Annotated in this window: 12 protein-coding genes; 7 read left to right on the plus strand and 5 right to left on the minus strand. The window is 74.3% G+C overall.

Features of this window, described 5'->3' with window-relative positions; all coding sequences use genetic code 11:
* Window positions 1-22: 22 nt before the first annotated feature.
* A complete protein-coding gene (locus ACWIX7_RS19970) occupies window positions 23-760 on the minus strand; it encodes a hemerythrin domain-containing protein (RefSeq protein ID WP_448618153.1) in 738 nt (245 codons plus the stop codon).
* Between the two features lie 156 nt (window positions 761-916).
* On the opposite strand from ACWIX7_RS19970, the gene ACWIX7_RS19975 reads away from it, so the two are divergent.
* The 5 genes from ACWIX7_RS19975 to ACWIX7_RS19995 all read left to right on the plus strand — a co-directional run bounded on the left by ACWIX7_RS19975 (window position 917) and on the right by ACWIX7_RS19995 (window position 6,768).
* On the plus strand, window positions 917-1,711 hold the full coding sequence (locus ACWIX7_RS19975; RefSeq protein WP_448618154.1) for an alpha/beta fold hydrolase: 795 nt from the start codon (window positions 917-919) through the stop codon (window positions 1,709-1,711).
* A 7-nt stretch (window positions 1,712-1,718) separates the two neighbouring features.
* The gene (locus ACWIX7_RS19980) at window positions 1,719-3,992 is read left to right on the plus strand and encodes a SpoIIE family protein phosphatase (protein ID WP_448618155.1); all 2,274 of its coding nucleotides are present in this window, start codon (window positions 1,719-1,721) and stop codon (window positions 3,990-3,992) included.
* 74 nt (window positions 3,993-4,066) lie between these two features.
* On the plus strand, window positions 4,067-4,429 hold the full coding sequence (locus ACWIX7_RS19985; RefSeq protein ID WP_448618156.1) for a hypothetical protein: 363 nt from the start codon (window positions 4,067-4,069) through the stop codon (window positions 4,427-4,429).
* A gap of 90 nt (window positions 4,430-4,519) precedes the next feature.
* Window positions 4,520-5,686 carry an acyl-CoA dehydrogenase family protein gene (locus tag ACWIX7_RS19990; protein WP_448618157.1) on the plus strand — a complete coding sequence of 389 codons (1,167 nt, stop codon included), beginning with the start codon at window positions 4,520-4,522 and terminating at the stop codon, window positions 5,684-5,686.
* Complete coding sequence (locus ACWIX7_RS19995; RefSeq protein ID WP_448618158.1) at window positions 5,683-6,768, plus strand: acyl-CoA dehydrogenase family protein; 1,086 nt, start codon at window positions 5,683-5,685, stop codon at window positions 6,766-6,768. Before ACWIX7_RS19990 ends, ACWIX7_RS19995 begins: the two co-directional genes overlap by 4 nt.
* Before the next feature lie 203 nt (window positions 6,769-6,971).
* Here ACWIX7_RS19995 and ACWIX7_RS20000 read toward each other — a convergent pair whose 3' ends face one another.
* Together ACWIX7_RS20000 and ACWIX7_RS20005 are read right to left on the minus strand one after the other, a co-directional pair.
* Complete coding sequence (locus tag ACWIX7_RS20000; RefSeq protein ID WP_448618159.1) at window positions 6,972-7,592, minus strand: hypothetical protein; 621 nt, start codon at window positions 7,590-7,592, stop codon at window positions 6,972-6,974.
* A gap of 112 nt (window positions 7,593-7,704) precedes the next feature.
* Window positions 7,705-8,325 (minus strand): antibiotic biosynthesis monooxygenase, encoded by a 621-nt coding sequence (locus ACWIX7_RS20005; RefSeq protein WP_448618160.1) that lies wholly within the window; start codon window positions 8,323-8,325, stop codon window positions 7,705-7,707.
* A gap of 399 nt (window positions 8,326-8,724) precedes the next feature.
* On the opposite strand from ACWIX7_RS20005, the gene ACWIX7_RS20010 reads away from it, so the two are divergent.
* Together ACWIX7_RS20010 and ACWIX7_RS20015 are read left to right on the plus strand one after the other, a co-directional pair.
* A complete protein-coding gene (locus tag ACWIX7_RS20010) occupies window positions 8,725-10,191 on the plus strand; it encodes an aldehyde dehydrogenase family protein (RefSeq protein WP_448618161.1) in 1,467 nt (488 codons plus the stop codon).
* A gap of 33 nt (window positions 10,192-10,224) precedes the next feature.
* Window positions 10,225-11,868: an APC family permease gene (locus ACWIX7_RS20015; RefSeq protein ID WP_448618162.1), complete on the plus strand. Its 1,644-nt coding sequence runs from the start codon at window positions 10,225-10,227 to the stop codon at window positions 11,866-11,868.
* 312 nt (window positions 11,869-12,180) lie between these two features.
* On the opposite strand, the gene ACWIX7_RS20020 is transcribed toward ACWIX7_RS20015, so the two are convergent.
* Window positions 12,181-13,302, minus strand: coding sequence for a methylenetetrahydrofolate reductase (locus ACWIX7_RS20020; protein ID WP_448618163.1), 1,122 nt, complete (start codon window positions 13,300-13,302; stop codon window positions 12,181-12,183).
* Window positions 13,303-13,376: 74 nt separating this feature from the next.
* Window positions 13,377-14,468, minus strand: coding sequence for an S-(hydroxymethyl)mycothiol dehydrogenase (locus tag ACWIX7_RS20025; protein WP_448618164.1), 1,092 nt, complete (start codon window positions 14,466-14,468; stop codon window positions 13,377-13,379).
* Window positions 14,469-14,606: the final 138 nt, after the last annotated feature.

Consider the following 14,606-nt stretch of genomic DNA (forward strand, 5'->3'; position numbering starts at 1 on the left):
TCGGGAGGGGGCCGGCCCCTCGTCAGGCGGCGGGCGGTTCCCCGCGCAGCCGGACGACGGTCGCGCGGTGGCGGCGCCGGCCGACCAGCCGCCAGGCCAGCCGCGTGGACGCCGGCAGCCCGGCGAGCAGCCGCGCCCGGTCGGCCGCGCACGCGTCCTCGAGCGCCAGGCCGAGCACCAGCGAGCGCTCGCGCCGCGACAGCGGGCAGCGTGCCGTCCGGGTGACCTCCGCCCACGCCGCGGGGGTGAGGTGCGCGGCCAGCAGCGGCAGCAGTTCCTGTTCCTCCTCGGCGGTCTGCGCGTCGACCGCGTCGGCGAGGTCCAGGCAGGCCAGCGCGAACGCGTCGCGCGCCTTGTCCGAGGCGGCGACCGCCCACTGCCGCGCGGCGGTGGACAGGCCGCGCAGCCGGGAGTCGAGGCCGGCGACGCGGGCGGTCCACCGCTCCACCCGCGGCCCGGCGGACGGCGCCGCGCGCAGCAGCGCCGGCCACAGCAGCTCGCGCTCGACGGCGTGGTGGTGCAGCAGCAGGCGGGCGATCAGGTCGGCGTGCCGGGTCAGGTCCCGGGTGCGGTCGGCGTCGTCGGCGAGCGCCCGCGTGGACAGCTCGGCCAGCAGCCGCAGCTCGCGGCGCACCACCCGGTGCAGCACCAGTTCCGAGGCGACCGCGCGCGAGGTCGGGACGTCGTCCGAGCGCTCTCCCGCCCGCCCGGCCGGGGCCGTGCGGGCGGAGGAGCGGCGGAGCGCCGCGGCAGCGGGCATGGGGCACCTCCGGAGCTGGGGTCCGGGACGTCGCCAGCGTAGGGACGGCGGCTCCCCGCGCGACAGGGCTCTCGGTCCCTGTCGCGTCCCGGCGCCGGGCCACGACTCGCGGGCGGGGGAGGGACAGGAGGGCCCTGCGGCGGTTACGTTGCCGCGGTGAGCGTGATCGCCCGGAACCGGGTCCGCGTGAGCGGGGTGGACGACGGGCGGCCGATGGTCTTCGCGCACGGGTTCGGGTGCGACCAGGAGATGTGGCGCCTCGTCGCCCCGGAGTTCGCGGTCGACCACCGCGTCGTCCTGTTCGACCACGTCGGGTCGGGCCGGTCGGACCTGTCGGCCTACGACCCGGTCAAGTACGGGTCGCTGGAGGGGTACGCCGCCGACGTCGTGGAGATCTGCCACGAGCTGGCCCTGGACGACGTCGTCTTCGTCGGTCACTCGGTGAGCGCGATGATGGGCGTGCTGGCCGCGGCCAGCGCCCCGGAGCTGTTCGGCGCGCTGGTCATGGTCGGGCCCAACCCGCGCTACGTCGACGACGGCGACTACACCGGCGGCTTCTCGCGGGAGGACATCGCCGCGCTGCTGGAGTCCCTCGACAGCAACCACCTCGGCTGGTCGGCTGCGTTGGCGCCGGTCATCATGGGCAACCCCGACCGGCCCGAGCTCACCGCCGAGCTGACCAACAGCTTCTGCCGCACCGACCCCGACATCGCCCGGCAGTTCGCCCGCGTCACCTTCCTCTCCGACAACCGCGCCGACCTGCCCGGTGTCCGGGTGCCCACGCTGGTGCTGCAGTGCACCGACGACGCCATCGCCCCCGAGGTGGTCGGCCGGTACGTGCACGCCCAGGTGCCCCGCAGCGTCTTCACCCAGTTGGCGGCCACCGGGCACTGCCCGCACCTGTCGGCACCGGGAGAGACGACCGCCGCGATCCGCGCCTTCCTCGGATAGCGCGGCCATGGACGAGCCGCGGCGACCGGACCCCCGCGAGGGTCCTGCCGGGCTGCGCCGGCTGCTGGAGGACGACCCGGCCGACCTGTACGAGAACGCCCCGTGCGGCTACTTCTCCGCACTCCCCGACGGGCAGCTGGTCAAGGCCAACCACACCTTCTGCGAGTGGACCGGACGGCCGATCGGCCAGCTGATCGGACTGCGCTTCCAGGAGCTGCTGAGCATCGGCGGCCGGGTGTTCTACGAGACCCACCTGGCGCCGCTGCTGCGGATGCAGGGGATGGTGCGGGAGGTCGCGCTCGACGTCGTCCGCGCCGACGGGTCGCTGCTGCCGTGCCTGCTCAACGCCGTCGAGGTGCGCGACGACAAGGGCGCGCCGCTGCTGCTCCGGGCGACGGTGTTCGAGGCGACGTCCCGGCGCCGGTACGAGCGGGCGCTGCTGGCGGCACAGCGTGCGGCGGCGGAGTCCGAGCGCCGCGCGCACACGCTGCAGCAGGTCGTCTCGGAGGTGTCGGCGGCGTCCTCGGCGCGCGACGTGGCCGAGGTGATCGTGCGGCGCAGCCGGGAGGCGGTCGGCGCCAGCGGTGCGGCACTGTGGCTGGCCGGCGAGCGGCGGGCCAACCGGCGGGCCGAGCCGTCGATGCCGCCGCTGGAGCTCGCCGCCGCCGACGGGATCGCCCCCGAGCTGCTGGAGGCGATGGAGGCCGCGGCGTTCGGCGGCGCGGAGCTCGTGCGCGACGGCGGGGTGCACACGGTCCCGCTGGGTGCGGGGCTGCGGTCGGTGTGGCCGGGGCTGGCCGCCGCGATGGAGGAGGCCGGTCAGGAGGCGCTGGTCGTCGTCCCGGTGGACGCCGACGCCCGCCACCTCGGCGCGCTGGTGCTGCTGCTCGGGGTGACGGGGGACACCGGGCTGATCGAGCTCACCCCGCCGGGCGAGCGGGGTCAACTGGTCCAGGCCGACGCCGACCTGCTGGCCACCGTCGGCCGCCAGGCGGGCCAGGCGATCGAGCGGGTGCGGCTGTTCGAGGAGACCGCGCGGCACGCGGAGCGCTCGGCGTTCCTGCTCGACGCGGCCCGGCTGATGGCCTCGGCCGGGGACGTCACCGAGACCGCGGAGCGGCTGGCCGAGCTGGCGGTACCGCGGCTGGCCGACGTGTGCGTCATCGACCTGGCGGGCGAGCACGGCCTGGTCCGGGCGGCCGCCCGGCACGGCGACCCGTCGCGGCAGGACCTGGCCGCCGCGCTGCAGGAGCGGCACCTGCCGCACCACGAGTCACCGCACCCGGCCGTGCAGGCCGTGGAGCTGGGCCGGACGGTGTGGATCCGCGAGGTGACCGACCGGTGGCTCGCGGAGATCACCGCTGACGACGAACACCTGGGGCTCGTCCGTGCCCTGGAGCTGGTCAGCCTCGTCTGCGTGCCCCTGCTGGCCGACGGGCGCGTCCTCGGCGTCCTCAGCCTGGGCAGCGACCGACGGCGCGGGCCGTTCACGCCGGCCGACGTCGAGGTGGCCGAGCAGCTGGCGCTGCAGGTGTCGCAGGTGGTGGACAAGGCGCAGCGCCTGGAGCTGGAGACCCGGACGTCGCACACGCTGCAGGCCAACCTGCTGCCGCCGGCGCCGCCACCGGTGCCCGGGCTGGCGGTCGCCGTCCGGTACCTGCCGGCCAGCCGTGGTGCCGACGTGGGCGGCGACTTCTACGACGTCGTCCCCCTGCCGGGCGGGCAGGTGGCGCTGGCGGTGGGCGACGTCGTCGGGCACGACATCCGCGCCGCGGCGGTGATGGGCCAGCTGCGCAGCGTCTACCGGGCGCTGCTGGCCGACCGGCCGCCGCCGAGCGCGGTCATCGACCGGCTGCAGGCGGGCTGGTCGCTGCTGGGCCTGCAGCTCATGGCCACCGCCCTCTTCGCGGTGCTCGACCCGGGCAGCGGCCGGCTGCGGGTCGCCTCCGCCGGGCACCTGGCGCCGCTGCTGGTCGCCGGCGGGACGGCGGAGCTGCTCGACGTGCGACCCAGCCGGATGCTCGGTGCGCCCGCGGCGCCGGGCCCCGCGGTGGAGTGGGCGGGGGTGCTCACCCCGGGGGCGACGCTGCTGCTCTACACCGACGGGCTGGTGGAGAGCCGGGAGTCCGACCTCGACCGGGGCCTGGCCGCGCTGCGGGAGGCGGCGGTGCGGGCCGACACGACCGACCCCGACGAGCTGTGCGACCGGCTGCTGGCCGAGCTGGCGGGCGGGGTGCGCGCCGACGACGTGGCCCTGCTGGCCATCACTCGCTGCCCCTGACCCCGACGGCCCTGGCGGAGGCTGCTCCGGCGGGCCACCATCGGTGCAGGGCACGTGCGGCGCGGGAGGCGGCCATGGAGCGTCGACCCAACCCGGTGACCGAGTCGATCGACGGGGCCACCGGCGACATCACGATGTCCGGCGACGCGATGCGGTGGTCGCCGGAGCTGGCCGACGGCCAGGTGCGTCCGGGGGGTGCGCCCGGTGCCCTCCCCGGGGTGGACGTCGCGGCCGGCTTCGGCGCGCTGCTCGGTCTCGACGGCCCGGGGGTGCGGCGGCTGGTGTCCGGTGCGGTGACCTCGCTGGCGACCGTGGCCGGGGACGTCGTCGCCGAGCTGCGCCAGCTCACCCGCGGTCCCGAGGAGGGCGAGCCGGACGAGGGCCAGGAGGACGACGGCGACCCGCCCGACGTCCTCCCGCCGGCGTCCCCCGGCTGACCGGGGCACCCGGACGCCGGCGCGCTGCCCACGCCGCTGCCCTGTACAACCAGGGGGGCACAGCCACACCGACGTGGGGAGTCGCACCGCATGAGCAGCTCGTTGACCCTGGTGCCCGCGCCGCCGTCCGAGGCCGCCGAGGAGGTCCGCACCCAGGTGCGGGAGTTCCTGGCCGAGGAGCTGGCCGCGGGCACCTTCACCACGCACGTCGACACGTGGTTGTCCGGTGTCGACCCGGCGTTCTCCCGCAAGCTGGGCGAGCGCGGCTGGCTGGGGATGACCTGGCCGAAGGAGTACGGCGGGCACGAGCGCTCGGCGATGGAGCGCTACGCGGTGACCGAGGAGCTGCTCGCCGCCGGCGCGCCGGTGGCGGCGCACTGGATCGCCGACCGGCAGTCCGGGCCGAACCTGCTGCGCTACGGCACCGAGGCGCAGCGACAGGCGATCCTGCCGCGGATCGCCGCGGGGGAGTGCTACTTCGTCATCGGCATGAGCGAGCCGGACTCCGGCTCCGACCTCGCCTCCATCCGCACCCGCGCCGCGCGCAACGGCGACGGGGACTGGGTGGTCAACGGCGCCAAGGTGTGGACGAGCAACGCCCACCACTCGCACTACGCGATCGTGCTGGTGCGCACCGGCCCGCCCGGGGAGGGGCCGCGCGGCAAGCACCAGGGCCTGACCCAGCTGCTGGTCGACCTGTCGCTGCCGGGCATCGGCATCAACCCGATCCGCATCCTCGACGGTGGCCACCACTTCAACGAGGTGGTGTTCGACGACGTCGTCGTCCCCGGCGACATGCTGCTCGGGGAGGAGGGTGCCGGCTGGCACCAGGTGACCGCGGAGCTGGCCTTCGAGCGGTCCGGGCCGGAGCGGTTCCTGTCGACCTACCCGCTGCTCGCGGAGTTCGGCCGGCGCGCCTGCGACACCGGTGACCGCGCGCAGCTGGCCACCCTCGGCCGGCTCTCGGCGCGGCTGCTGGCGCTGCGCCAGCTGTCGCTGCGGATCGCGGCGGCGCTGGACCGCGGCGAGCTGCCCGACATCCCGGCGGCGCTGGTCAAGGACGTGGGGACGACGTTCGAGGCCGACGTGGCCGACGAGATCCGGCGGGTGGTCGAGGTGACGCCGTCGCTGGACGCGCCGGACCCGCTGGGGCGGGCGCTGGCCGAGGCGCAGCTGCACGCGCCGGGCTACACGCTGCGGGGCGGGACCAACGAGATCCTGCGGGGGATCGTGGCGCGCGGGCTGGGGTTGCGATGAGCGACCAGGACCTGGTGGTCGAGACCGTCCGGGACATCCTCGCCGGCCACGAGCCGTTCGTCCTCACCGCGGACACCGCGTGGGACGCCGGGCTGTGGGGCGACCTGGCCGAGGCCGGGCTGACCGGGGTGGGGCTGCCCGAGGAGGCCGGCGGTTCCGGCGGCGAGCTGGCCGACGCGGTGGCCGTCGTCCGCACGCTGGCCGCCGGCGCGGGTGCGGTGCCGGTGGCCGAGCAGTTGCTGGCCGCGGGTCCCGCGCTGCTGGCCGCCGACCTGGACCTCCCCGACCCGGCGCAGCCGTTGACGCTGGCGCTCGCCAGCGCGGTGCACGCCGAGCCGTCGGACGACGGCGACGGGCCGGGGCGCTGGACGCTGACCGGCACCGCGACCGACGTGGCGTGGGCGAGGGTCGCGGAGCACGTCGCCGTCCTGGCGCAGCCGCCCGAGGGCATCGAGGGCGCGGTGCTCGCGCTGGTGGACGCCGAGGGGCTGGCGACCAGCGACGCGCGCAACCTGGCCGGGGAGCCGCGCGGGTCGCTGGTGCTCGGGGGCACCGCGGCGTCCGGCGCGCTGCTGACCTCCGTGCAGGCCGGCGAGGTGCGGGCCCGCTACGCGCTGGCGCGGGCGGTGCAGCTGGCGGCGGCGCTGGAGCAGGTGCTCGCGTGGACCGTGCAGTACGCCGGCGAGCGCCACCAGTTCGGCCGGCCGCTGGGCAGGTTCCAGGCGGTGCAGATGGAGCTGGCGCAGATGGCCGGCGAGGTCACCGCGGTGACCGCACTGGTCGACGCCGCCGTCCAGACCCTCCATCGCGCCACTGCCCCGCCCACCCGGGACGTCGTCCTGGCCGCGGCAGCGGCGAAGGTGCGCGCCGGTGCGGCGGTGGAGGTCGTGGCCCGGCTCGCCCACCAGGTGCACGGCGCGATCGGGTTCACCCAGGAGTACCGGCTGCACCACCTCACCCGGCGGCTGTGGTCGTGGCGCGACGAGGCCGGCTCCGAGCTGACCTGGTCGCAGGTGCTGGGCGTGGGCCTGCTCGCCCAGGGCGGCGACGGGCTGTGGCCGGCGCTGACCCGGGTGGTGTGAGAGCGGACCATGTCGCCCCGCGCTCCCCGCGGGTGCCGATCCACGCTCGTCCCGGGCGGGAGGCGAGGAGACGTGATCCCCGCAACCTCCACCGCTGCTTCCTCCTGGAAGCAGCGGTGGAGGTTGCGGGAGGAGACCTCAGGCAGGGGGACCTGGGCCGCCTTCCGTGGGCCGGCCGGTCGACTCGGCAGACCCGGCCGTGCTCACGCCGTCTCGGGGACCCGCAGGTGGGCGAGGACGAGCTCGAACTCGGCGACCTCGCTGATCTCGCTGTCCACGGCGGCGGCGAACTCCTCGTCGACGGCCGTGGCGTCGGTCCGGGAACGCTCCAGCGTCAGGCGGTCGGCGTAGGTGACCGAGCCGGCGGCCCGGCCCTCCCGGGGGTCGACGAGCAGGCTGGCGCTGCAGAAGCCGTCGAGCTCCTCGAGCCGCGGCAGCAGGCCCGTCCGGTAGGCCTCGAGGGCCTGCGCCAGCCGGCTGGGGTCGGTCCGGGTCCAGGTGACCCGGGTGCACGCCCCGTCGGGCGCCTCGTGCACCCGGTGCACGACGGCGATCTCCCACGAGTGCAGCTCCACCGACCCGCCGAGGACCTCGGCGAAGCGGGCCCGCAGCGGCCGCAACTGCTCGCCGGTGCCGGCCATGGCGGCCTCGTCCTTCCAGGACGTGGTGGCGATGCAGCGCCCGGAATCGCGGTCGGCGAGCATCGACAGGCCCACGTAGCCGGGCAGTCCCTCGACGGCGGGCATGACCCGGTCCCGCAGGAAGGCGATGCCCTCGTCGATGGCCGTCGGGTCGCCGTGGACGGTGGTGGTGCGTGCGTGCACGTGCTCTCTCCTCTCCCGGCGGGCGGGCCGGGGCGGTCCCGGCCGGCTCCGCCACTCGGCGCCGTCCAGGGCACCGCCCTGAGCTGGCGAAGGGCGGGGAGGACGGGGTCCTTCAGGCGGTCTCGGGTACCCGCAGGTGGGCGAGGACCAGGTCGAACTCCCGGACGTCGGTGACGGCCAGGCCCATCCTGGTCACGAACTCGTCGCGCAGCGCGCGGGCGCTCTCGCGGTTCTCGACCATGTCCTCCCGGCTGTCGTAGGTGACTGCCGAGACGGCCATGCCCTCGGCCGGGTGGGTCATCAGGCTGACGCTGCAGAAGCCGGCGAGGTCGTCGAGTCGCGGCATGAGGCTCATCCGGAAGGCGTCGATGGCGCGCTCCATGCCATCGGGCTCGCCGCGGATCCACGTCACGCGGGCGCAGGCGCCGTGGTGGGCCTCGTGCCGGCGGTGCATGGCCGACACCTCCCACTCCTGCACCTCGTACTCGCCGCCGAAGACCTGCACCGCCCGGTCCCGCATCGACCGCACCCCCTCGGCGCTGGCCTGCATCGCCTCCCGGTCGCGCCAGGACGTCGTGACGATGCACATCCCGGAGTCCCGGTCGGCGAGCAGGGACAGCCCGACGCAGCCGTCCATGCCGCGGACGGCGGGCATCAACTCGTCGCGGACGAAGTCGATCCCCGCGTCCATCGACTGCGGGTTGCCACGGATGGTGGTCGAGCGTGCGTACACGGCGCCGTTCCTCTCCAGGACGCAGCGGTTCCAGGACGGCGGTGCTCCTGCGGCATCGCCGCGGCGCCCAGGGTCCTCGCGGCGGCAGCAGGTGGCAACGACCTGGTGCGCCCTGCGCTGACGGCACCCCGCACGACGCCGCCCGTTCAGCCGTCGGTCCGCGCGGTCACCCCGGGAGCGGGTCCCGAGCGCACGTGGCCGCTCGCCGGTCGGCCACCACCCCGGACCGGGCACCTCACGGAGGAGGTCGTCATCCCCGGTTCCTCGCCGTGACCGGCGATCGGCCAGGCTGGTGGCACTGCGGGACCCGTTTCGACGGGACCTCGACGCGGGCCGGGACGCCCCGCCAGCTGTCCCGGACCACGACGGTCGCACACACCGCGACAGGTAGGGAGTGTCATGGCCAACCTCTTCATCGGCGGCACCTGGCGGCCGGGGTCCTCGTCGGACCAGCGCGAGGTCGTCAACCCGTTCGACCAGAGCGTCGTCGCGAAGGTCGACGAGGCGACCGTCGAGGACGTCGCCGCCGCCGTCGGTGCCGCCCGGGCGGCCTTCGACGCGGGCGGGTGGTCGGGCACCCCGGCGGCCGAGCGCGGTGCCTTGCTGCGCCGCGTCGCCGACCTCCTGGTGCGGGACCGGGAGGACATCGCCCGGCTGGAGACCCTGGACACCGGCAAGACCGTCGGCGAGAGCCGCCAGGACGTCGACGACGTGGCCGCGGTGTTCCGCTACTACGCGGACCTCGCGGACGAGGACCCCGGCCGCCTGGTCGACGCCGGCCGCCCCGACGTGGTCAGCCGCGTCGTCTACGAGCCCGTGGGCGTGTGCTCGCTCATCACGCCGTGGAACTACCCGCTCCTGCAGGTGTCCTGGAAGGTCGCACCGGCGCTCGCGGCCGGCAACACGATCGTCGTGAAGCCCAGCGAGGTCACCCCGCTGACCACCATCCGGCTCACCGAGCTGCTGGAGGAGGCCGGCGTCCTGGCGGGCGTGGTCAACCTCGTCCTCGGTGGCCGCGAGGTGGGGGCGGCGATGGTCGAGCACCCCGACGTGGACCTGGTGTCGTTCACCGGCGGCCTCAGCACCGGGCAGTCGATCCTGCGGGCGGCGGCCGAGACGGTGAAGAAGGTGACCGTCGAGCTGGGCGGCAAGAACCCCAACATCGTCTTCGCCGACGTCGACCTCGACACCGCCGTCGACAACGCCCTGACGGCGGTCTTCCTGCACGCTGGTCAAGTGTGCTCCGCCGGCACCCGGCTCATCGTGCAGGACGAGATCCACGACGAGTTCGTCGCGGCCGTGGCCGAGCGCGCCCAGCGCATCCGCCTCGGCAACGGGTTCGACCCGGCGACGGAGAGCGGCCCCCTCGTCTCCGAGCAGCACCGGGCGGGCGTGGAGGAGTACGTCGCGGCCGGGGTCCGTGAGGGCGCCCGGCTGGTCACCGGTGGGCGACGTCCCGAGGAGCCGGAGCTCGCCGGTGGGTTCTTCTACCTGCCGACGGTGTTCGCCGACTGCCGCCGCGACATGCGGATCGTCCAGGAGGAGTCCTTCGGGCCCGTCCTCACCGTGGAGCGGTTCTCGACGGAGGAGGAGGCGATCGCGCTCGGCAACGACACCGACTACGGGCTCGCCGGGGCGGTCTGGACCGCCGACACCGCCCGGGCCGAGCGGGTCGCCCGAGCCCTCCGGCACGGGACGGTCTGGATCAACGACTTCGGCCCCTACCTGCCGCAGGCGGAGTGGGGCGGGTTCGGACGGTCGGGCAACGGGCGCGAGCTCGGACCGTCGGGCCTCGCCGAGTACCGCGAGGCCAAGCACATCTGGCACAACACCGCACCTGCGCCAGCTCGCTGGTTCAAGGGCTGACCTCATCCCCAACCCCCAACCGGACGGACGCCCGTGAGCGCGCACTCCACGCAGGACGGCGACTCCCACCTCGCCGAGTTCGGCTACAAGCAGGAGCTCGACCGCAGCATCGGCAAGTTCTCCAGCTTCGCGGCCGGCGTCAGCTACATCTCGATCCTGACCGGCACGTTCCAGCTGTTCTACTTCGGCTACGGCGCCGGCGGCCCGGCCTACCTGTGGTCCTGGCCGATGGTCTTCCTCGGTCAGCTGATGGTGGCGCTGTGCTTCGCCGAGCTGGCCGCGAAGTACCCGGTGGCGGGGTCGCTCTACAACTGGACCAAGCGGCTGGGCAGCCGGACCACCTCGTGGATGACCGGCTGGATGATGCTCACGGCCTCGATCGTGACGCTCTCGGCGACCGTCCTCGCCTACCAGATCACGCTGCCCCAGCTGTGGTCGGGCTTCCAGATCGTCGGTGACGGCACGGGGACCTACGACTTCGCGGTCAACGCCGTGATCCTCGGCAGCGCCCTCATCCTGTTCACCACCGTGGTGAACGCCTACGGCGTGAAGCTCATGGCGCGGATCAACAGCGCCGGCGTGCTCATCGAGCTGGTCGCGGCCGTGCTGATCATCGTGATCCTGGCCGTGGCGATGACCCGCAGCCCGGTCGAGGTCCTCACCGACACCGCCGGTATGGGCGAGGGCCGGGACCTGGGTTACCTGAGCGCCTTCCTCGTCGCCTCGCTGGCCTCGGCCTACGTGATGTACGGCTTCGACACCGCCAGCTCGCTGGGCGAGGAGACGATCGACCCGCGGCGCACCGCCCCGAAGGCCATCGTCCGCGCGGTCATCGCGTCGTTCGTCCTCGGCGGCCTGATCCTGCTCTTCGGCCTCATGGCGGTGCAGGACCTGGACGACCCGCAGCTGTCGTCGAGCACCGGCGGGCTGCAGTACGTGCTGCTCCAGGTCGCGGGGACCGGGCTGGGCAAGGTGTTCCTGCTCTGCATCATGATCGCCATCACCGTGTGCTGCCTGGCGGTCCACACCGCGACGATCCGCATGGTGTTCGCGATGGCGCGCGACAACGGCCTGCCGTTCAGCACCCGGCTGGCGAAGGTCCACCCCAGGCGCAAGACGCCGGTCGTCCCCGCGGTCGTCACCGGGGTCCTGTCCATCGGGATCCTGCTGATCAACATCCGCCAGCCGCAGATCTTCACGGTCCTCACCAGCATCGCGATCATCATGGTCTACCTGGCCTACCTGCTGGTCACCGTGCCGATGCTGCTCAGCCGGCTGCGGGGTCGCTGGCCGGTCCCCGGTGGTCGCAGCGACGAGGGACACTTCTCGCTCGGCCGCTGGGGTCTGCCGGTCAACGTCCTGGCGGTGCTGTGGGGAGGGGGCATGGCGCTGAACCTGGCCTGGCCACGGCGGGAGGTCTACAACGCCACCGGGCCGTACCACTGGTACCTGCAGTGGGGGGCCTTCGCCTTCATCGGCGCCATCGCGCTGGTCGGGCTGGCGTACTACCTGCTGCGGGCCCGCCACAGCGGCGGCGTGCTGCCCGAGCACGCCGCTGGTACGGCGCCGGGTGCACCGGCCCGGTCGGGTCTCGAGACCGGGATCCGGGCTGCCCGCCTCGGCGATCCCGATGAGGACCCGGGGCGCGCCGACGTCCCGGTCGGCGGCATCCGCTGAGGAAGGACCACCCTTCTCCCACACCTCGCTGGCTGGGCGCGGGACCCTGGCGGGACCCTGGAGGTGGCCGTTGCAGTCCGTCCCCGGGCTCCCGGCGATCCCCTGGACGGGCCCCGCCCTCGTCGGGGGACCTCGATCGAGGGGCGATCAGCACGGTGCGGTCCGTCCCGCTGATCAGCAGGCCGTTGCCGGGCGGATGGCGGCCGCCTTCCGGCGAGGCGAGGAGCGTGGTGCCTCCGTGCTCCACTTCGGGCCCGCGCATGCCGTTCCTCCCCGGTCGTGCCGTCAGCTCGTCGACGGCGGCGTACCTCGTTACCTCGGGTCCACCCCGGACAGCCGGGCCAGCCACTCCTGCCGCCACGCCTCCGTCCTCGCCACCTCGTTGAACGTGAAGAAGTGGAACCCCTGCAGGTTGTGCTCGGGCCGGCCGAGGGCGGGTGCGAGGCCCTCCACGAGACGGTCCGGCCGGTAGCCGTGGGGCAGGAAGAAGCGCCAGAACATGCTCTGCTGCTTCACGAGGAACCGGGCCGACTGGCCGAGCCCGAGCCCGGCCGAGATGCGCACCAGCTTCTGGCGGGTCACTGCGCCGGGGAGCCCGATCCGGATCGGCAGGTCGACGTCCCACAGATGGACCTGTCGTGCCCATGCCGTCGTCGTCGAGGGGTGGAAGCACAGCTGGGTGATGACGTGGGTCGCGTACGGGGCCTTCCGCTCGAGGGCGCGCTCGATCAGCTCTGCGCTGATGTGTCCGTGCCCCTCGGGGTAGCCGCCGATGCCCACGTCCCGGAAGTGGTGGCCAACGGTCTCCAGCTCCTCGAGCAGGGAGAGTGCGTCGGGGAACCTCCCCGCGGGCTCAGCGGCATCGCCCCCGATGACGAACACGCTGTCCACACCGGCGGTACGCAGGCGGGCCACGATGTCGGCCAGGTGGGCCCGGTCCCGGATCAGGCGGGCGGCCAGGTGGGGCGTGGCGATGAACCCGTGACCCCGCAACCGCTCGGCCAACTCGATGGTCGGCGTCAGGCCCTTGGCCTCGGTCACCGTCACGGTGAGGGGCACGGTCCGGGGGACGTGCTCGACGACCGAGTCCTCGGCGCCCCGCAGCGGCAGGACCTCGTAGCTCGCCTCCCGCAACGCCCGCTCCAGCACACCCGGGGATCGCCGCCGCGTCGGCCGGCCCCCGACCGTGGGCGGTGACCCTGTTCCCCCGGGCGCCCGGCCTGGGCTCTCAACGGACACGGCACACCTCCGCGGCGATGGTCGTGTCGTCGCCGTGGCCGGTCCGGACGACCGTGTCACCGGCAGGGTCAGCAGACACGAGCGGATGGAGTTCAGGATGGTCGGCTCGTCGCTGTAGGACCGCCCGGTGGCGCCCGGGCCGCCGCAGAACAGCGTGTCCCCGGTGACGACGGTCTTGTCGATGCGGGCGGTCACGCGTCCTCCTCGCCGGCGCTCCGTCGTGCCCGTTCCCCGCGGTGCTGCGCTCATCGGTGGGCTCGCGAGCTCGGTCACTTGTCCAGCACCACGACCGAGCGCAGCACCTCACCCCGGCGCAGGTTGTCGAAGGCCTCCTCGACGTCGTCCAGGCCGATGGCCTCGCTGACGAAGTCCTCGAGCGGGAAGCGGCCCTGCCGGTAGAGGGCGGTCAGCATCGGGAAGTCCCGGGAGGGCAGGCAGTCGCCGTACCAGGAGGACTTGATCGCCCCGCCCCGGCCGAAGACCTCGATCAGCGGCAGCGTGATCTGCATGTCGGGTGCGGGGACGCCGACCAGCACCACCCGGCCGGCCAGGTCGCGGGCGTAGAAGGCCTGCTCGAACACCGCCGGGTGGCCGACCGCGTCGATGGCGACGTCCACGCCGAAGCCGTTGGTGTGGGACTTGATCGCCTCGACCGCGTCGGTCTCCCGCGGGTTGACGGTGTGGGTGGCGCCGAACCGGCGGGCCCACTCCAGCTTCCGGTCGTCGATGTCGACGGCGACGATCGTGGTCGCCCCGGCCAGCCTCGCCCCGGCGATCGCGGCATCGCCCACGCCGCCGCAGCCGAACACCGCCACCGACTCCCCACGCCGGACGCCGCCGGTGTTGATCGCCGCCCCGACGCCGGCCATGACGCCGCAGCCCAGCAGCCCGGCGGCGGTGGCCGGGGCCTCGGGGTCGACCTTGGTGCACTGCCCGGAGTGCACCAGGGTCTTCTCGGCGAACGCGCCGATGCCCAACGCCGCCGACAGCTCGGTGCCGTCGGTGAGGGTCATCTTCTGCGCGGCGTTGTGGGTGGCGAAGCAGTACTGCAGCTCGCCCCGGGCGCACGCCCGGCACTGCCCGCAGACGGCCCGCCAGTTCAGGATCACGAAGTCCCCGACCGCGACGTTGGTGACACCCTCCCCGACCGCGGAGACCACCCCGGCGGCCTCGTGGCCGAGCAGGAACGGGTACTCGTCGTTGATGTTGCCCTCGCGGTAGTGCAGGTCGGTGGCGCAGACCCCGCACGCCTGCACGTCGATGACGGCCTCGCCGGGGCCTGGGTCGGGGACGACGATCGTCTCGACCGTGACCGGGGCTCCCTTGCTGCGGGCGACGACGCCCTTCACCTCGTAGGCCATGGTGGTTCTCCTCTCGGGGATGTGCGGACCGGACGTACCGGGATCTCCACGGGTCGTGGCCCCGTCCCGGGCACCGCTTCGTGGTCACGAGGGGTGGGGAGGACGGGGATCTTCTGCGAGCGGTTGGGGCAGAGAGGT

Source organism: Geodermatophilus sp. URMC 65, assembly GCF_053502545.1.